17 protein-coding genes are annotated in these 18,620 nt (G+C 69.6%); 13 read left to right on the top strand and 4 right to left on the bottom strand.

What is annotated here, in order from left to right; translation table 11 throughout:
- The first annotated feature begins 17 nt into the window (after nt 1-17).
- Together AC1DYG_RS09855 and AC1DYG_RS09860 are read left to right on the top strand one after the other, a co-directional pair.
- Nucleotides 18-1,019: a uroporphyrinogen decarboxylase/cobalamine-independent methonine synthase family protein gene (locus tag AC1DYG_RS09855; protein WP_477639689.1), complete on the top strand. Its 1,002-nt coding sequence runs from the start codon at nt 18-20 to the stop codon at nt 1,017-1,019.
- 7 nt (nt 1,020-1,026) lie between these two features.
- Entirely contained in the window at nt 1,027-2,007 is a 981-nt protein-coding gene (locus AC1DYG_RS09860) for a DMT family transporter (protein ID WP_477639690.1), read from the top strand.
- 76 nt (nt 2,008-2,083) lie between these two features.
- Here the strand turns inward: AC1DYG_RS09860 and AC1DYG_RS09865 are convergent, their stop codons facing one another.
- On the bottom strand, nt 2,084-3,592 hold the full coding sequence (locus AC1DYG_RS09865) for a long-chain-fatty-acid--CoA ligase (protein WP_477639691.1): 1,509 nt from the start codon (nt 3,590-3,592) through the stop codon (nt 2,084-2,086).
- Between the two features lie 139 nt (nt 3,593-3,731).
- Here AC1DYG_RS09865 and ligA point away from each other — a divergent pair, with 139 nt between their 5' ends.
- Both ligA and AC1DYG_RS09875 read left to right on the top strand, forming a co-directional pair.
- Nucleotides 3,732-5,882: an NAD-dependent DNA ligase LigA gene (gene ligA, locus AC1DYG_RS09870; protein ID WP_477639906.1), complete on the top strand. Its 2,151-nt coding sequence runs from the start codon at nt 3,732-3,734 to the stop codon at nt 5,880-5,882.
- Complete coding sequence (locus AC1DYG_RS09875; RefSeq protein ID WP_477639692.1) at nt 5,879-6,331, top strand: mycothiol transferase; 453 nt, start codon at nt 5,879-5,881, stop codon at nt 6,329-6,331. Before ligA ends, AC1DYG_RS09875 begins: the two co-directional genes overlap by 4 nt.
- Here AC1DYG_RS09875 and AC1DYG_RS09880 read toward each other — a convergent pair.
- Both AC1DYG_RS09880 and AC1DYG_RS09885 read right to left on the bottom strand, forming a co-directional pair.
- Nucleotides 6,328-6,759, bottom strand: a complete 432-nt coding sequence (locus tag AC1DYG_RS09880) for an SET domain-containing protein (RefSeq protein WP_477639693.1) — start codon at nt 6,757-6,759, stop codon at nt 6,328-6,330. The genes AC1DYG_RS09875 and AC1DYG_RS09880 overlap by 4 nt on opposite strands.
- Nucleotides 6,759-7,091, bottom strand: a complete 333-nt coding sequence (locus AC1DYG_RS09885; RefSeq protein WP_477639694.1) for a PadR family transcriptional regulator — start codon at nt 7,089-7,091, stop codon at nt 6,759-6,761. Before AC1DYG_RS09885 ends, AC1DYG_RS09880 begins: the two co-directional genes overlap by 1 nt.
- Nucleotides 7,092-7,228: 137 nt before the next feature.
- On the opposite strand from AC1DYG_RS09885, the gene AC1DYG_RS09890 reads away from it, so the two are divergent.
- A complete protein-coding gene (locus AC1DYG_RS09890; protein ID WP_477639695.1) occupies nt 7,229-8,662 on the top strand; it encodes a tannase/feruloyl esterase family alpha/beta hydrolase in 1,434 nt (477 codons plus the stop codon).
- Nucleotides 8,663-8,739: 77 nt separating this feature from the next.
- Here AC1DYG_RS09890 and AC1DYG_RS09895 read toward each other — a convergent pair whose 3' ends face one another.
- The gene (locus AC1DYG_RS09895; protein WP_477639696.1) at nt 8,740-9,495 is read right to left on the bottom strand and encodes a FadR/GntR family transcriptional regulator; all 756 of its coding nucleotides are present in this window, start codon (nt 9,493-9,495) and stop codon (nt 8,740-8,742) included.
- 149 nt (nt 9,496-9,644) lie between these two features.
- On the opposite strand from AC1DYG_RS09895, the gene AC1DYG_RS09900 reads away from it, so the two are divergent.
- The 8 genes from AC1DYG_RS09900 (at nt 9,645) to AC1DYG_RS09935 (ending at nt 18,557) form a co-directional block, all read left to right on the top strand.
- Complete coding sequence (locus tag AC1DYG_RS09900) at nt 9,645-10,199, top strand: gluconokinase (RefSeq protein WP_477639697.1); 555 nt, start codon at nt 9,645-9,647, stop codon at nt 10,197-10,199.
- Complete coding sequence (locus tag AC1DYG_RS09905; RefSeq protein WP_477639698.1) at nt 10,196-11,602, top strand: GntP family permease; 1,407 nt, start codon at nt 10,196-10,198, stop codon at nt 11,600-11,602. The genes AC1DYG_RS09900 and AC1DYG_RS09905 overlap by 4 nt, the downstream gene beginning before the upstream one ends.
- Entirely contained in the window at nt 11,599-12,750 is a 1,152-nt protein-coding gene (prfB, locus tag AC1DYG_RS09910) for a peptide chain release factor 2 (RefSeq protein WP_477639907.1), read from the top strand. The genes AC1DYG_RS09905 and prfB overlap by 4 nt, the downstream gene beginning before the upstream one ends.
- Before the next feature lie 153 nt (nt 12,751-12,903).
- Nucleotides 12,904-13,593, top strand: coding sequence for a cell division ATP-binding protein FtsE (gene ftsE, locus AC1DYG_RS09915; RefSeq protein ID WP_477639699.1), 690 nt, complete (start codon nt 12,904-12,906; stop codon nt 13,591-13,593).
- A 59-nt stretch (nt 13,594-13,652) separates the two neighbouring features.
- Nucleotides 13,653-14,558 (top strand): permease-like cell division protein FtsX, encoded by a 906-nt coding sequence (ftsX, locus tag AC1DYG_RS09920; RefSeq protein WP_477639700.1) that lies wholly within the window; start codon nt 13,653-13,655, stop codon nt 14,556-14,558.
- An 84-nt stretch (nt 14,559-14,642) separates the two neighbouring features.
- Nucleotides 14,643-15,998, top strand: a complete 1,356-nt coding sequence (locus AC1DYG_RS09925; RefSeq protein ID WP_477639701.1) for a peptidoglycan DD-metalloendopeptidase family protein — start codon at nt 14,643-14,645, stop codon at nt 15,996-15,998.
- Between the two features lie 146 nt (nt 15,999-16,144).
- Entirely contained in the window at nt 16,145-16,630 is a 486-nt protein-coding gene (gene smpB / locus AC1DYG_RS09930; RefSeq protein WP_477639702.1) for an SsrA-binding protein SmpB, read from the top strand.
- Between the two features lie 4 nt (nt 16,631-16,634).
- Nucleotides 16,635-18,557, top strand: a complete 1,923-nt coding sequence (locus tag AC1DYG_RS09935) for a DUF2207 domain-containing protein (protein ID WP_477639703.1) — start codon at nt 16,635-16,637, stop codon at nt 18,555-18,557.
- Nucleotides 18,558-18,620: the final 63 nt, after the last annotated feature.

An 18,620-nucleotide genomic window follows, 5' to 3' on the forward strand; every position in this document is an offset into this window, starting at 1 on the left:
CTGACTAGTCTCGGGGCGTGGCTCGCGCAACTGGCATCGGATCTCTCCCGGGCACCGACATCCGCGAGGCGCTCAAGGGTGTCCGCGACATCCTGGGCGATGGCCACCTGCCCTACCTTCCCGAGCTGCCCGCCCGCGGTCCCGGCGCGGACATGATCGGTCGCGCCGCCGGACTGCTGGTCGACCTGCACGTGGACCTCCAGCCCAGTGGCTGGCGGTTCGTCGAGCGTGGCGGGCACGACGCCCAGCGCACGGCGGCCCTGCTGCGCCAGGACCTCGACGAGCTCGCCGAGGCGTTCGACGGCTACCAGGGCGACCTCAAGGTCCAGTGCACCGGCCCGTGGACGCTCGCGGCCGGCATCGAGCTCCAGCGCGGTGAGAAGGCGCTGGCCGACCCCGGCGCGCTGCGCGACCTCGTCGGCTCGCTGGCCGAGGGGCTGCGGGTCCACCTCGCCGACGTCGCCCGCCTCGTCCCGGGCGCCTCGCTCGTGCTCCAGCTGGACGAGCCGTCCCTGCCCGCCGTCCTCGCGGGCCACCTGCCCACCGCATCCGGCTACGGCCACCTGCGCCCCGTCGACCCACTCGCGGCGATGAACGGCCTGCGCGACGTGCTCGCCGCCGCGACCGACCACCCCGCCATCGAGGCGGCGGCGACGGTCGTGCACTGCTGCGACCCCGGCATACCCCTGCCGCTGCTCCGGGCCACCGGGGTCGGCGCCGTCGCCCTCGACGTCACCGCCCTCACCCCCCAGCGCTGGGAGTCGATCGCCGCCACCGTCGAGGACGGCGTCGCCCTGTATGCCGGGTGCCTGCCCACCGATGCCAGCGGCACCGTCCGCCGGGCCGCCGACGTCGTCAGCCGGGGCTGGCACGACGCTGGCATGCCGACGAAGTCCCTGGGCGACCTCACTGCCAGCCCGGCCTGCGGGTTGCCCGGACTCACACCAGAGGGGGCCTGGCGCGTTCAACGCGCAGCGGTCGCCGTGGCCGCGGAATGGTCGGAACGAGCCGAGAGTTGACGCACCAATGAGCAGCAGTGTCGCCACCACCCCCACCGTCACCCCGACCCGGGTGACCCGCGTGCCCTGGCAGGCCAAGTACGTCCTGCTCGCCTTCATCTGGGGATCCAGCTTCCTGCTGATGAAGGTCGGGCTGCGCACCATGGCCCCGCTGCAGATCTCCGGGCTGCGCATCTTCGCCGGCACCGCGACGCTGCTGACCCTGTTGGCCATCACGGGTGGTCGCCTGCCCCGCGCGCGCCGCACCTGGGGCCACCTCGCCGTGTCGGGAGTCTTCCTCACCGCGCTGCCGTTCAGCCTGTTCGCCGCCGGAGAGGTGCGGGTCTCCTCCGCACTGGCCGGGATCGGCAACGCCACCACGCCGTTGGCCGCCGTCTTCTTCGCGCTGGCCCTGCTTCCGAGTGACCGCCTGTCACCGCGCAAGCTGGCGGCCGTGGTCATCGGGTTCGCCGGGGTCATCGTGATCATGCAGCCGTGGGAGTCCGCCGGCCGACCCGACCTGCTCGGATTCGGCATGACTCTCGTGGCCGGCGCGTCCTACGGCCTGGGCTGGACCTACAACCGGCGTTTCCTGGGCGGCGCAGACCTGGGTGGGCTCTCCATGCCCACGGCGCTGCTGCTGGTGGGGTCCGTCCTGATGGTGCCGGTCCTGCTCGTGTGGTGGCTGCTCAACCGCGACGCCTATGCCGCGCCGTGGGCCGGGCACGTCAACCTCGAGAGCGGGGGCGTGCTCCTGCCGCTGCTCTGCGTCCTGGTGCTGGGCGTCGTGGGGACCGGGCTGGCCTACATGCTGCAGTTCGACGTGGTGCGTGGCGCGGGTGCCACGGTCAGCACCACCGTCACCTACCTCATCCCGGTCGTGTCGGTCCTGCTGGGCGTCGTCGTCCTCGGCGAGCACCTGGCCTGGCCTCAGCTGCTGGGCGCCGCGATCGTGCTGGTGTCAGCCGTGGTGATCGGCCTTCCGGCCCGGCGCCGCGCCACGCCCTGACCAGGTCGACGCCGAGTTTGAAGGATCCGCCGCGTCCTGACCCTGCGGATCCTTCAAACTCGCGAACGCGCGCGCGTCAGGCGTCAGCGTCGGCCGGCTTGTGCACCTCGCGGCGCAGGATCTTGCCTGTGGGGCCCTTGGGCAGCTCGGGAACGGCCCAGATGTGGCGCGGGTACTTGTAGGCGGCGATCCGTTCCTTGACGAAGGTCTGCACGTCCTCCAGCGTCGCCGTGGCACCCGGACGCAGCGCGACGGCAGCGCCAACGTCCTCCCCGAGCAGCTCGTCCGGCACCGCCACCACGGCGGCCTCGAGCACGTCGGGGTGGGTGTAGAGCACCTCTTCGACCTCACGCGGGTACACGTTCATGCCCCCGCGCAGGATCATGTCCTTCTTGCGGTCGACGATCGTGTAGTAGCCCTCATCGTCCACGGTGGCCAGGTCGCCGGTGCGGAACCAGCCGTCAGGGATGGCCTCGGCGGTGGCTTCGGGGTTCTGCCAGTAGCCCTTCATCACGTTGTCACCGCGGATCGCGATCTCGCCGACGCCCTCACCGGCCGGGACGTCGTTGCCCTCCAGATCGATCAGCTTCATCTCGCAGCCGGGGATCGCGACGCCGATGGTGCCGGGTTTGCGCTCTCGCGTCGGCATGTTGAAGGACGCCACCGGTGAGGTCTCGGACAGGCCGTAGCCCTCGAGGATCATGCAGCCGAACTTCTCCTCGAACGCCTTCATGACCTCCAAGGGCATCGCGGACCCGCCCGAGCAGCAGGTGCGCAGCGAGGTCGCGTCGAGGGCGTCGGAGTCGGGGTGGTTGAGGATCGCGGCATACATGGTGGGGACGCCCATGAAGATGGTGACCTTCTCGTTGCCGATCACCTTGATCGCCTCGGCCGGGTCGAACCGGGGGATGAGCGCCAGCGCCGCGCCGGCGATGACCGCGGCGTTGAGCCCGACGACGAGCCCGAACACGTGGAACAGCGGCAGGCAGCCCATCACCACGTCGTCGGGCGTGGTCGCCTGGATCTCGACGGCACTGCGGTGGGCGTTGAGGTGGATGTTCCGGTGGGTGAGCTCGGCACCCTTGGGGCGCCCGGTCGTGCCGGAGGTGTAGAGCACGATCGCGGTGTCCTCGTCGTCCCGGTCGACCGGCTCGGCGATCGGGTCGCCTCCTTCGAGGGCTCCCTCGGCCGGCCCCATCGGTCCACAGGGGATGATCCGCGTGCCGGAGTTCTTGGCACCCTCGGTGGCCTCGGCGACGAAGTCGGGCCACACGAACGCGACCTTGGCGCCGGAGTTGGTGAAGAAGAAGTCGATCTCGCCCGACTTGAGCAGCGGGTTCATCGGCACGACGATCGCCCCGCCCAGGAGCGAGCCGAAGAACACGACCGGGAACGCCGGCACGTTCGGGAGGATGATCGCCACCCGGTCACCCGGCTCGACCCCCGCGGCGCGCAGCGACCCCGCCACCTTCGCCGCCATGCCGTGGATCTGGGCATAGGTGATGTCGTTGCCCATGAACTTGATGGCCGGCTGGTCCGGCCGTTCCTGAGCGGTGGCGACCAGGTTGGTGGCGAGATTGGTCATGTCGCAGGCTCCTCGGGCGGTGGGGGGTCCGGTTCCAGCCATCCTCGCCGAGAGCGGGTCCTTTGGCTACGGATTCCGGTATGCCGTGTGCCCGGCCCTGCCTCCGTCGGCGGCACAGGTGTCGGAGGCGTACGGCAGGATGGGCAGCGTGACTGAGAACGACTCGACGGCTGCCCCTGGGTCTGCGCTGGAGCACGCCACGGACGCCGCTCGCCACGAGTGGGCCGAGCTGGCCGAGCAGGCAACGGCGGCCCAGTTCGCCTACCACGTGAGGGATGCGCCGACGATCAGCGACGGTGACTACGACCGGCTGATCCGCCGGCTGGGCGAGCTGGAGGAGGAGTTCCCCGAGCTGCGCACGCCCGAGAGCCCGACCCAGCAGGTCGGCGGCGCCGTCTTCTCGACCGACTTCACCGCGGTGGACCACCTCGAGCGGATGCTCAGCCTCGACAACTGCTTCTCGCCCGAGGAGCTCGCCGCCTGGGCGGCGAGGGTCGCGCGCGATGCCGGGTCCGCGGCATACCACTATCTGTGCGAGCTGAAGATCGACGGGCTGGCCGTCAACCTGCTCTATGAGAGGGGTCGCCTCGTGCGCGCCCTCACCAGGGGCGACGGGCGCACGGGCGAGGACGTGACCAACAACGTCAAGACCATCCAGGGCATCCCGCACCAGCTGGCCGGGTCCAACCACCCGGCGCGGGTCGAGATCCGGGGCGAGGTCTACTTCCCTGTGGAGGCGTTCGGTGACCTCAACGCGAGCCTCGTCGAGGCGGGCAAGGCGCCCTATGCCAACCCGCGCAACACCGCGGCGGGTTCGTTGCGGCAGAAGGACCCGCGCGTCACCGCCAGTCGTGGCCTGCGCATGCTGGTGCACGGCATCGGCCTTCGTGAGGGCTTCGAGCTGACCCGGCAGTCACAGGCCTACGACCTGTTCCGCGAGTGGGGGCTGCCGATCTCGACGCACTACCGCGTGCTCGACTCGATCGACGGGGTCCAGCAGTTCATCGACCAGTACGGCGCGGAGCGGCACAGCGTGGAGCACGAGCTGGACGGCATCGTCATCAAGGTCGACGAGATCTCGTTGCAGCGCCAGCTCGGCTCCACCTCGCGGGCGCCGCGCTGGGCGATCGCGTTCAAGTACCCACCCGAGGAGGTCAACACCAAGCTCCTCGACATCCTCGTCAACGTCGGCCGCACGGGGCGCGTGACGCCGTTCGGCGTGATGGAGCCGGTCGTGGTGGCGGGCTCGACGGTCGAGCGGGCCACCCTGCACAACGGCGACGAGGTGCGCCGCAAGGGCGTGCTGATCGGCGACACCGTGGTGCTGCGCAAGGCCGGTGACGTGATCCCCGAGATCCTCGGACCAGTGGTCGACCTGCGTGACGGCACCGAACGTGAGTTCGTCATGCCCACCGAGTGCCCCTCCTGCGGGACGCCCCTGGCGCCGGAGAAGGAGGGGGACAAGGACATTCGCTGTCCCAACTCCCGCACCTGTCCCTCCCAGCTGCGGGAACGGCTGGCCGGGCTGGCAGGGCGCGGAGCGTTCGACATCGAGGCCCTGGGCTGGGAGGGTTCCGTCGCCCTGCTCGAGTCAGGCGTGCTCGAGGACGAGAGTGGCCTCTTCGGGTTGGCCGGTGAGGCCGGGCGCGCACGACTGGCAACGGTGCCGCTGTTCACCCGGGCCGCCAAGAAGTCCGACCCGGTGGATTCCGTCGTCGATGGAAAGGTGCTGTCCGCCAACGGGATCCGGCTCTCGGAGAACCTCGAGCAGGCCAAGCAGCAACCCCTCTGGCGGGTCATCGTCGCCCTGTCGATCCGTCACGTCGGGCCGACGGCAGCGAGGGCGCTGGCCCAGCACTTCGCCACGATGGACGCCCTACGCACGGCGGCGAAGGAGCGTCCCGAGGACCTGGCGGGCGTCGAGGGGGTCGGAGGCGTCATCGCAGAGGCCGTGGCCGCGTGGTTCTCCGTCGACTGGCACGACCAGATCGTGGAGCAGTGGCAGGCCGACGGGGTGGTGATGGCGGACGAGCGCGACGAGTCCGTCGAGCAGACCCTCGCCGGCCTGACCATCGTTGTCACCGGGTCCCTCGAGGGCTTCTCGCGCGACTCTGCCAAGGAGGCGATCCTGTCGCGTGGCGGCAAGGCGTCGGGGTCGGTGTCCAAGAAGACCGACTACGTCGTCGTGGGGGAGAACGCCGGGACCAAGGAGGACAAGGCGCGCGAGCTGGGTCGGCCGATCCTCGACGAGGCAGGTTTTCGACGGCTCCTCGAGACGGGCCAGCCGTGATCGACAAGGACACCTTCCTGAGGTTCTGCGACGAGGCGCTCGTGGCGATGCGCGACATCGTCGTCGACCTCGGCGACGACCTCGCCAACCAGCGGCCAGACCTGCCCGGCGCCAACAGCCCCTTCGCGATCCTCACCCACTGCCTCGGGATGTGTGCGGCCTGGGCCTCCACGACCAACCTCGGTGTGGTCGTCCCACGGGACCGCCCGAGCGAGTTCACCGCCACCGGCGCGGTGACCGACCTCGCGGCCCAGACCGATCGCCTGCGTCGGAGCCTGTCCGAGTGGGTGGCGGCCAGCGACGTCGGCGCGCCTCCCGCCAACCCGGATCCTCGTGACGGCTACGCCACGCAGGGTGCGGTGCTGCTGCACGTCTACGAGGAGCTCGCCCAGCACCGGGGGCAGATGGAACTCACGCGCGACGTCCTGCGCGTCCGGGCCGCTGGCTAGGGGCCGGTGTAGCCACCTCCCATGCTGGCGCCGCCGACCCACTGGCCGCCGGCACCGGAGTCCTTCTCCTTCAGGCAACGAGCACACCGGATGTAGCGCTCACCGTCAGGCGTGTGGGCCCACTCCCAGTGGTGGTGGACGTTCGTCCTGCAGAGGAGCGGCTTGGTCGGTGCAGTCATGACGGCCTCCAGGGGAGCGACCTGGGCGCCTCGGACGGCCGAGCGCAACGCCAGGGAGTGGGTCAGGATGCCCGCGGCATGGCGGGTCTGGCGTGGGCCGGGCAGCTCCGCGAGCTCCGCGAGGAACTCCAGCCGGTAGCGGTCTCGCACCGCGCCCGCCGGGAGAGCGTGCGTCGCGAGGTGCACGATGCGCGACGGCCAGGGCGAGGCAATCGTCCACTGCGCATCCGACTGGCGGGCCGCGGTCATCACGTCGTCCCACCCAGGGGATGGGGGCGCGGGGCCGCGCGGCCCCGGTAGGCGCGCGCGACAGCCCGGCGGGCACTCTCGGCGCCGGTGGCCGAGAGTCGGTAGTAGCGACGCTGGGGCCTGCCCTCGACGCGGGGATCGATGTCCTCCCAGCTGGACTCCACCCAACCGAGGCCTTCGAGGCGGGCCAGGATCGGGTGGATCGTCCCGCTCGGCAGACCTGCCTGTTCGCCGATCTCGAGACCATAGAGCTCGCGAGCCGGATCGGCGAGTAGGGCGCCCAGAACCAACTGGGTGGCGATGGTCATCCGAGGATCGGAGCGATGGGGCATGGTCTTATTCTACCTAGCCCCTAGGTAGAGATCAAGATAGGTGAGCCTGATGGTTGGCGTGCGACGCGAAGGGCACACGCGGCACACCGGGTTTGTGTGGGGCACCCACATTGAGGGGTGCTCCCGCTTGGCCTTGCATGAGCACCATGCCCCTGACCATCGCGCCACTGACCATCGCGCCGCTGACAACGACGTCACGCCGCCGCGCCGCAGCCCTGGCGGCCTCAGCCGTAATCGCCGTCGGGGCAGCGCTCGGCACGGCTGCGCCGGCTGCCGCGGACAAGCCGCAGGGTGAGCACTGCGCCCGCCAGGGCAAGATCGCGGTGCCGGGTGCGGAGCTGCAGAAGGTCGCGTGCCTCGATGACCTCACCACCGCCGGCACGGTCGCGAGCGGGCACACCAACCCCAATGACTGGGCAGGTCTACACGCGGCCGGCACCAAGAACCCCAGCGGCGTGCCGGGCATCCAGGTCGACGGGTACTTCCCCGACACCTCGACCACCAACTCCAACAACGGCTGGAAGCACGACAGCCAGTTCGTGATCAGGATCCCGGACGACTGGAACGGCGGCCTCATCGTCAGTGGCGCGCCCGGCGTCCGAGCGCAGTACGCCAACGACTTCATCATCGGCGACTGGGTGCTGAGCAAGGGGTACGCGTTCGCCTCGACCGACAAGGGCAACACGGGCACGTCCTTCTACGACGACGGCTCCGTGCCCGGCGGGTCGATCGCGGAGTGGAACCAGCGGGTCACCGAGCTGACCCTCGCCACCCAGCGCGTCGTCAAGCAGGTCTACGCCAAGGCCCCCGCGCGCACCTACCTGTTCGGGATCTCCAATGGCGGCTACCTCACCCGCTGGCAGCTCGAGAACCGCCCAGAGCTCTACGACGGCGGACTCGACTGGGAGGGCACGCTGTTCCGCGCGGAGGGCCCGAACCTGCTCACCTACCTGCCCACTGCCCTGAAGAACTACCCCCGGTATGCCGCGACGGGCGACCCAGCGGCCCACGACGCGATCATCGGGGCCGGGTTCGTGCCCGGGTCGGAGTTCCTGTGGCCGTTCCACGAGGCCGTCTACTGGGACCTGACCCAGCGCATCTATCGAGAGGAGTTCGACCCGAGCTACGACGGCAATCTCAAGGCCGGAATTCCCTTCTGTGCCAGCGGAACTCCGCACTGCGACGCCGACTACGACTACGCCTCGCGGCCCCAGCCGGTGAAGGACGCGGTGGCCTCCGTGCAGCTCACCGGCGCCATCGGCAAGCCCATGCTCACGGTGCAGGGCACGCTCGACACGCTCTTGCCGCCGACCACCGACGCAGACGTGTACGACCGACTGGTCAAGCAGGCCGGTGCCGGTGCCCTGCACCGGTACTACAGCGTCGCGGACGGCACCCACACGGACGGCCTGTATGCCGCATTCCCCGACCGGCTGCGTCCCCTCCTTCCGTGCGCGCGCACCGCGTTCGACGACCTCACCGGATGGGTCGAGCGAGGGGTGCAGCCACCGGCGGACGGGTTGCGAGCACGCCCGGTGTCCGGCGACCTCGTCAATACCTGCGACCTGTAGCCGGCGCCGTGTGCCTGGCTGTGACGCGGCACGGCTGACGGTGGGGGCCTGGCATCAACGCCGGACGCGCGCCGGGCTCAGTCCTGGTGGCCGGCGTCTTTGGCCCCTCGCACGGCAGCGCTCGCCTCGTCGATGATCGAGGCCATCGCGGCACTGGCGGCCTTGCCGTCTCCGGAACCGATGGCCTGGGCCACGTCGCCGTGCAGGCGGATGGCCGCGGGGTTCGGAGTGCGCGGCATCAGGTCGTGGTGGGTTCGACCGGAGAGCACCTCGTCGACCACGGTCGCCAAGGCGGCGAGCATCTCGTTGCCCGAGGCCTCGAGCATGGTGCGGTGGAAGTCCTTGTCCGCCTCGAGGTAGGCCACCAGGTCCCCGGACTTGGCGTGCACGGTCATCTGCATCACGGCTGCGGCCATCGCGCCGCACTGCTCCGGGGTCGCGCGGTCGGCGGCGAGCTCGGCGGCCACGGGTTCGAAACCACGCCGCAGCTCGCCGAGCGACACGAGCTGGTCCTCACGGTCGGGGCCGTCGAGGCGCCAGCGGATGACGCGCGGGTCGAAGACGTTCCACTGGGCCCGGGGGCGCACCCGTACCCCGAGCCGGCGCCGGGTCTCGACCAGCCCCATGGACGACAGGACTCGCACGGCCTCCCGGACCACGGAGCGGGAGACACCGAAACGCTCGTCGAGCTGGTCGATCCGCACGATGCTGCCGACCGGCACCGTGCCCGACACGATCTCCTGACCCAGCTTGTCGAGCACGCTGGCGTGCAGGCCAAGGTCATGCCCACCCTCGGTGGGGGAGTCGTCGGGCGAGGGGTGGTCGACGGGCATGGGCCAAGCCTGCCAGACAGGACGTGTCTGAGAGAGAGAAGGTTTAAATAATATTTATTCGAGCGGAAGTCTTGTTAAAACCGTTCTGATGCTTCACGCTGTTCTCCAGGACCTCGATGACGAGCCCGAGCCGACACAGGAGTCAGCCCATGCCTGAAGTGAAGGAACACCCCGCACCGCCCCTTGTCGTGATGATGGGGGTGTCCGGGTCAGGCAAGACGACCGTCGGCGCGGCCCTCGCCCAGCGACTGCGCGTCCCGTTCGCCGATGCGGACGACTTCCACCCCGAAGCCAACATCGCCAAGATGTCGGCGGGGATTCCGCTCGACGACGACGACCGTGGACCCTGGCTCCAGGCCATCGCCGCCTGGCTGGTCGAGCACGGCCCCTCCGGGGGAGTGGCGAGCTGCTCGGCCCTCAAGCGGAGCTACCGCGACGTCCTCACCCACGCCGCCCCGCACGCCGTCTACCTCCACCTGCACGGCGACCGCGACGTGCTGGCCGCCCGCGTCGCAGGACGTCCCGGGCACTTCATGCCGGCCGCGCTCATCGACTCACAGTTCGCCACCCTCGAGGTGCTCCAAGCCGATGAGATCGGTGCCGTCCTCGACGTGGCCAAGCCGGTCGACACCCTCGTCGACGAGTCCCTCACCCTCCTCACCCCCCTCACCCCCCTCGCTTCGAAAGGCGTGACCCAGCCGTGAACACCGACTTCCTCTCCTTGCTGCAGCCAGCCCTCAGCGCGGCTGATGCCGCCCCGCTCCCTGACATCCCCGCCTCCCGGCTGATCCCCGCGGCGCTGCTCGGCATCGCCGTCATCGTGCTGCTGATCACGCGGTTCAAGCTGCACCCGTTTCTCGGGCTGACGCTCGGCTCGCTCACCGTCGGCGCCGTGGCCGGCGTGGCGATGTCCGACACGATCGCCAGCTTCACCAAGGGCTTCGGCTCGACCGCAGCCGGCGTCGGCACGCTGATCGCCCTCGGCGCCATGTTCGGCAAGCTGCTGGCGGACTCCGGTGGCGCGGACGAAATCGTCGACACCATCGTCGGTCGGTCCTCCGCCCGCACCCTTCCCTGGGCGATGGCTGGTGTCGGCGCGCTGATCGGTCTGCCGATGTTCTTCGAGATCGGCCTCGTCCTGCTGATGCCGGTGATCTTCCTGGTCGCCCGTCGCTCGGGGTTGTCCATCATCAAGGTCGGCATCCCCGCCCTGGCCGGTCTCTCGGCCATGCACGGCCTGGTGCCCCCGCACCCCGGACCGCTCGTCGCCATCGACGCCCTCAAGGCAAACCTCGGCATCACCCTGGCCTTCGGCGTCCTCGTCGCCCTGCCCACCATCGCGATCGCCGGTCCGCTGTTCGCCCGCTTCGCCGGTCGTTGGGTCGATGTCCCCGCACCCGAGCTGTTCGCGACCGACGACGAGCGCGACGCCAGGCTCCAGCGCCCGACCTTCGCGGTCACCCTGCTCGCCGTGCTCACTCCCGTCGTCCTGATGATGGGCAAGGCGCTCGCCGACATCTTCGCCGCCGAGGACAACCCGGTCCGCACCGTGCTCGACTTCCTGGGCACGCCGCTCATCGCCCTGCTCATCGCCGTCATCGTCGGGATGTTCACCCTCGGTCGCGGCGCCGGCATGGGCACCAAGGAACTCTCCTCCTCGCTCGAGAAGTCGCTCCCGCCCATCGCAGGCATCCTGCTCATCGTCGCCGCCGGTGGCGGTTTCAAGCAGACCCTCGTCGACACCGGCATCGGCGGCCTCGTCGCCGACTGGGTGCAGGGCAGTGGCGTGAGCATCCTGCTGCTCGCCTGGGTGGTGGCCGTCATGATCCGGCTGGCCACCGGCTCGGCGACGGTTGCCACGGTCACCGCCTCCGGCATCCTCGCGCCGCTGGCGGCCGGCATGAGCGCCCCCGAGGTGTCCCTGCTCGTCCTCGCGATCGGCGCCGGCTCGGTGTTCTTCTCGCACGTGAACGACGCCGGCTTCTGGCTCGTCAAGGAGTACTTCGGCCTGTCGGTCGGACAGACCATCAAGACCTGGTCGCTCATGGAGACGCTGCTGTCGGTCTCCGGCCTGGTCTTCGTTCTCATCCTCGGCCTGGTGGTCTGACCCTCCACCCGCACCAAGCCCAGGTATGCCGCGCGGCCCCCGTCGACTTCCAGCAAGAGATCAAGCAGCTCCGCAACACCATGGACTCCGTGCGCGAGGTGACCGACCTGGCGTCCGTCCAGCAGCAGATCACCGAGCTCGAGGCCAAGGCCTCCGTGCCGAACCTCTGGGACGACCCGGACGCCGCCCAGCAGGTCACCTCCGCCCTGTCGCGGGCGAACTCCGAGTACGAGCGCGTCACCGGCATGGACCAGCGGATCGACGACCTCGAGACGCTCGTCGAGATGGGCACCGAGGACGGCGGAGACCCCGAGACGATGGTCGAGGCGGAGAAGGAGCTGGTCTCCCTCCAGAAGGCCGTCGGCGAGCTCGAGGTCCGCACCCTGCTGTCGGGGGAGTACGACGAACGCGCGGCCGTCATCACGATCCGTGCGGGCGCCGGTGGCGTCGACGCCGCCGACTTCGCCGAGATGCTGATGCGCATGTACCTGCGCTGGGCCGAGCGGCACAACTACCCGGCCCAGGTCATGGACACCTCGTACGCCGAAGAGGCCGGCCTCAAGTCGGCGACCTTCGAGATCAACGTGCCCTACGCCTTCGGCAACCTCTCGGTCGAGGCAGGCACCCACCGCCTCGTGCGGATCAGCCCGTTCGACAACCAGGGACGACGCCAGACGAGCTTCGCCGCGGTCGAGGTCATCCCGCTCATCGAGCAGACCGACTCCATCGACATCCCCGAGAACGAGATCAAGGTCGACGTCTTCCGCTCCAGCGGCCCCGGAGGCCAGAGCGTCAACACCACCGACTCCGCGGTCCGGATGACGCACATCCCCACCGGGATCGTCGTGTCGATGCAGAACGAGAAGTCCCAGATCCAGAACCGCGCAGCCGCCCTACGGGTCCTGCAGTCCCGCCTGCTCGTCCAGCGCCAGGCCGAAGAGGCTGCGGAGCGCAAGGAGATGGCCGGCGACGTCAAGGCCAGCTGGGGCGACCAGATGCGCTCCTACGTCCTGCAGCCCTACCAGATGGTCAAGGACCTGCGCACCGAGTTCGAGGTCGGCAACCCCTCCGCGGTCTTCGACGGCGACATCGACGGCTTCATCGAGGCCGGCGTCCGGTGGCGCAAGGAGCAGCAGAAGCTCGCCTAGTTCTCCCTGGGGGGCGGTTCGCCGCAACGCCGAGGAGGTGCGGCTGCGCGGCATACCGAGGTGGGCGACCTATCCTCGGGTGGGTCGTGCGCGTTCGCGCGCATTGCCCGCATGCCGTCCCATTCGTCCCCCCGTAAGGCTCACCTCGCGCGCATGATCCGTTTCGAGAACGTCAGCAAGGTCTATGCCCGGTCCACCCGACCGGCGCTCAGCGACATCAACCTCGAGATCGAGCGCGGCGAGTTCGTCTTCGTGGTCGGCGCGTCCGGATCCGGCAAGTCCACGTTGCTGCGCCTCGTCCTCAAGGAGGAGGGCGTCACCCAGGGCAACGTGCTGGTCGCGGGCCAGGATGTCGGCAGCCTGCCGCACCGCAAGGTGCCCCGGCTGCGGCGTGAGATCGGGACCGTGTTCCAGGACTTCCGGCTGCTGCCGAACAAGAACGTCTACCAGAACGTCGCCTTCGCCCTGCAGGTGCTCGGTCGCTCGGGTCATGCGATCAAGCAGGTCGTTCCCGAGACGCTGGAGATGGTCGGGCTCGAGGGCAAGGAGAAGCGGTTGCCGCACGAGCTGTCCGGTGGTGAGCAGCAGCGCGTGGCCATCGCGCGCGCGTTCGTCAACAAGCCGCCGATCCTGCTGTGCGACGAGCCCACCGGAAACCTCGACCCGACCACCAGCCTGGACATCGTGCGGCTGCTCGACCGGATCAACCGCACCGGCACGACGATCGTGATGGCCACCCACGACGACGACATCGTCGACCAGCTGCGCAAGCGGGTCGTCGAGCTCAAGAACGGCCACATCATCCGCGACGAGAACAAGGGCGTCTACGGCAGCGGCAGCTGACCAGCCGCCCCCCGAGACACGCAGCGCCCGCTCACAGAACCCACCGGAGACCCACCCCCATGCGACTGCAGTTCATGCTCAGCGAGATTGCGATCGGCCTGCGCCGCAACCTGTCCATCGCCGTGTCGGTGATGCTGGTGACGATGGTGTCGGTCTACCTCATGGGCGTGGGGTTCCTCGCCCAGGGACAGGTCGACACCCTCAAGGGCTACTGGTACGACCGCATCCAGGTCTCGATCTTCATGTGCGGCAAGGACTCCCTCGACGTCAACTGCGACGGCAAGGCCGTGACCGAGGAACAGCGGAACTCGCTGAAGTCCCAGCTCGACGAGATGAAGCCGCTCGTGAAGAACGTCTACTACGAGTCCGAGCAGCAGGCCTTCGACCGGTTCAAGGAGCAGTACCGCAACTCGCCGCTGTCGGACTACCTGCAGGTCGGTGACATCCCGGAGAACTTCCGCGTCCAGCTCACCGATCCCAAGAAGTACGACGTCGTGGTGAGCGCCTTCGAGGGCGCGCCCGGAGTCGGACGGGTCCAGGACCAGCAGAAGACCCTGGACAAGCTCTTCACCGTGATGAACGTCGTGACCGTCGGTTCGCTCTTCCTCGCGGGCCTGATGGTGCTGTGCTCGGTGCTGCTGATGGCCACGACGATCCGGCAGGCCGCCTTCAGCAGACGCCGCGAGACCGGGATCATGAAGCTCGTGGGTGCCTCGAACTTCACGATTCGGCTGCCGTTCGTCATGGAGACGGTGCTGGCGGCCCTCACCGGCACCGGTCTGGCCATCGTCGGCCTCTGGGTGACGGCCGACTCGCTGCTGCCCAAGGTCTCGGCCGTTCTGCAGGACGCGCCGCTGGTGGGCACGACCGACATCTGGTTCGTCGCGCCGTGGCTGGTCGGCTTCATGCTCGTGGTGTCGGTGCTGACCTCCTGGGCCACGCTGCGCCGCTATCTGCGCGTCTGACCCTCGGGCTGCGGACCGCCAATCGGACAATTCACAGGCCCCAATCCCCGGAAACGGGTGTGGTGTGTGTTACCAATGAGGCCTATGAGCGCAATCCCCGCGCGTCGCCACGCGTCTCATCGTGTCCGCCTGACAGCCCTCGGGCTGGCTTTCGCCTGCTCCATCGGGCTCGCCACCCCGTCGGTGGCGGCTGCTCTCGGCCACCCTGCCTCGGTGCCGGCCTCGGTGCCTGCCGCCGCGCCTGCTGACGACCCGAGCAAGGCCAAGAAGCAGGTGGACAAGGAGATCGACGCGCTCAAGGACGAGCTCGAGGACACCTCGGCCAGCCTCAAGGACGCCTACGTCGCGCTGCGTCGCACCCAGGCCGCACTGCCTGTGGCGCAGGCGGCCCTCGACCGGGCCACCGCCGCCGTGTCCAAGGCGGATGCCTACAACGACGAGATGGCGGTTCAGCTCGACGTCGCCCGCGCCAACGAGGCCCGGGCCGTCGACGAGCTCGCAGCCACCCGCGCCAAGCTGGCGCAGACCCGTACTCGCGTGGCCCGGTTCGCCTCCCAGCTCTACCAGGACCAGGGGATGGGCCAGCTGTCGGTGGCGCTGAGCGCGACCACCCCAGACGACTTCGCCAACCGCATCGCCATGAACGACACCGTCATGGACGTCCAGAACCAGTCGCTGTCCCGGCTCGCAACAGCTCGGGCCGCCGCGACCGCCCAGGAAGCCCACATCAAGGCCCTCAAGGTGCAGGTCCAGGCCGCCAAGAAGCAGGCCGAAGCCGCCCTGGCCAAGGCCCAGCAGGCGCGCGGCGCAGCGGCCGCGGCCAAGCAGAAGCTGGACGCCCTCGCGGCCCAGCAGATCGCCCAGTCCCAGGCACTCGAGGCCCAGAAGAAGGCCGAGAAGACCAAGCTGGCCGCTGCGCAGAAGGAGCAGGCGAGGCTGCACAAGATCCTCGTCGCCCGCGCCAAGGCGGCCAAGGCAGCGGCGGCTCGCCGGGCTGCCGCCCTGCGCAGGGCGGGCAAGAAGGTGCCGGCCGAGCCCTCGTCCTCCGGTGGCTTCCTGTCCCGCCCGTCTGGGGGCTGGATCTCCTCCGAGTTCGGCATGCGGTACCACCCGATCCTGCACTACTGGCGGCTGCACGCCGGGCGCGACTTCGCGGCCGACTGCGGCACGCCGATCCGCGCCGCCGCGAGTGGCACCGTCATCTCGCGCGGCTGGGGCGGGGGCTACGGCAACCGGATCATGATCGACCACGGCATCGTGCGCGGCGTCGACCTCGTGACCACCTACAACCACATGAGCCGGTATGCCGTGCGCGGCGGCCACGTCTCGCGCGGCCAGATCATCGGCTATGTCGGCACCACCGGGTCGTCCACCGGCTGCCACCTGCACTTCGAGACCTACGAGGACGGCATTCCCAAGGATCCACGTCGCTGGATGTAGCAGGCCGACACGGCGGCGGCGCAGGTAAACCGACTGGCCGGCATACCCCGTCCTGCAGGTAGCGTGGCCTCGCTGGGTCGGGACTCGACCACGCGACGATGCAGCGAAGACCGCTGAGACAACCAAGACGAGAGCGTGGGCGGGCAGTGGCCAAGGAACAGGGTCGCAAGGTGGTGGCGAGCAACAAGAAGGCACGCCACGACTACCTCATCGAGGACACCTTCGAGGCCGGGCTCGTCCTCATGGGCACCGAGGTGAAGTCCCTGCGCGAGGGGCGGGCGTCGCTCATCGACGGCTACGCCGCCTGGCGGGGCGACGAGCTGTGGCTCGAGGGCGTCCACATCCCCGAGTACGTCAACGGCAACTGGACCAACCACACCCCGCGCCGCCGTCGCAAGCTGCTGCTGCACCGCGCGGAGCTGGCCAAGATCATGAAGAAGTCCTCCGAGAGCGGCCACACCATCGTGCCGCTGCAGCTGTACTTCAAGGACGGCCGGGCCAAGGTCGAGATCGCCGTCGCCAAGGGCAAGAAGCAGTACGACAAGCGTCACGCGCTGCGCGAGCGCCAGGACACCCGTGACACGCAGCGCGCGCTGAGCCAGGCGCGACGCGCTTCGGGCGACGGACGCTAGGGACATGCGCGTGCGCGGGGGGACGCATCGGTATGCCGCGGGCGCTGGACTGGCCGTGCTGCTCGCCTTCGCTGCGATGGTCCTTGCGGGAGGCAGCGCGCAGGCAGCGGCGAGCGACGACCTGGCCACCCGGTTCCACGTCGACATCACGGTCAACGACGATGGTTCGGTCGATGTCGCCGAGAACATCACCTGGCACTTTCCCCAGGGAGAGGAGCGCCACGGCATCGAGCGGTTCGTCACGGTGCGGGTCGGCTACCAGGACAAGCAGGACACCTACCGCGAGTACCCGATCTCCGACGTGTCGGCCACCTCGCCGTCCGGGGCTCCGGCCGACGTGTCGGTCGACGACGCCACGGACGGCTCCTCGGTGCGGATCCGGGTCGGGCGGGCCGACGAGACGGTGAGCGGCACGCAGACCTACGTCGTGCGCTACCACCTCGGCTCCTACGTCAACGGCTTCAGCGACCACGCAGAGCTCTACTACAACCTGGTCGACGCGTCCGACGACAACACCTACCAGGACGTCAGCGCCACGGTGACTGGTGCGAGTCCCAGCGACCGGGCCGAGTGCTTCATCGGAGAGTTCGGGTCCACCGAGCGCTGCACGGGGACACCGGGCGCGAGCGCCGAGTTCAGCGCTCCCGAGGCTGGCAACGGGCGTGGTGTCTCGATCCTCGCGTCGCTGCCGATCGCCGACTTCGGGTCGCTCGACCCGGTGTTGCACGAGGGTCAGGTGTCCGACGACGGCAGCGTCATCACCTCCGACACCTCGAAGGCACTGGGCTACCTCACCCTGGGGGCGGGGGTGACCCTGCCACTGCTCGCGGCCGGCCTGATGGGCACTCTGGTCTACACGCGCGGTCGCGACGAGCAGTACGCCGGGCTGGTGCCGGGGCTGACTCCGGCGCTCGGGCAGGACAGGCAGGTCGTCAAGGGTCGCAACGGGCCGATCGCCGTCCGGTTCACGCCTCCGGACGGCGTCCAACCAGGTCTGGTCGGCACGGTCATCGACGAGGTGGCCAACACCATCGACGTGTCCGCCACGATCATCGACCTCGCTGCCCGGGGCCACCTGACCATCGCCGAGGAGGAGGGTGGCTTCCTGCGGGGCAAGGACTGGCGGCTCACCCGCACCACGCCGACCGCCGAGCAGGCGCGGACCGCCCTGCTGCCGTACGAGGAGGCGCTCCTCATCGGCCTCTTCGAGAACTCCCCGACGCGCACCTTGTCCAGCCTGAAGAACGCCTTCAAGCCCACGCTCGAGCGGGTCCAGGAGCTGATGTACGACGAGGTCGTGCGGCGCGGGTGGTTCCGTCGGTCGCCCGCGAGCCAGCGCGGCACGTGGACAGCCCTCGGCGGCGCCCTGGTCCTGGGCGCGGTGTTCGCGGGGGCCTGGGCGGGCGGACCGCTGGCCAGGGCCGGAGCCGGCACGGGCTCGCCGATTCCTCCGGCTTTCATCCTGCTCGCGGGCGCTGCGGTCGCCGGGTTCATCGTCGTGTTCCTAGGGCGGCTGATGGTCGCCCGCACCGCTGATGGCAGCGCGGTCAAGGCCCAGTCGGAGGGCTTCAAGAAGTACCTCGTGACAGCCGAGGCCAACCAGATCAAGTGGGAGGAGGCGCAGGACATCTTCAGCCGCTACCTGCCCTACGCGATCGTCTTCGGCGTGGCCTCGCAGTGGGCAGGCACCTTCCGCCAGGTCGCGGAGTCCGCCGCCGCAGCGGGGCACACCCTCACCCCACCCCTGTGGTACATCGGGTCCGGCGGTTTCGACTACGACGGCATCGCGCAGGACATGGACTCGTTCGCCACGACTGCGGGCGGGACGTTCACCAGCACGCCGGGCAGCTCGGGGGGTTCGGGCTTCTCTGGCGGCGGCGGCTTCTCCGGCGGTGGCGGCGGCGGGAGCTCGGGCGGCTCCTGGTAGGACCACGCGGCCCTTTCACCGCTGCGCACCACACCTGCCCACCACACCTGCCCACCACACGCA

It is taken from the genome of Pedococcus sp. P1_H8 (assembly GCF_056405175.1).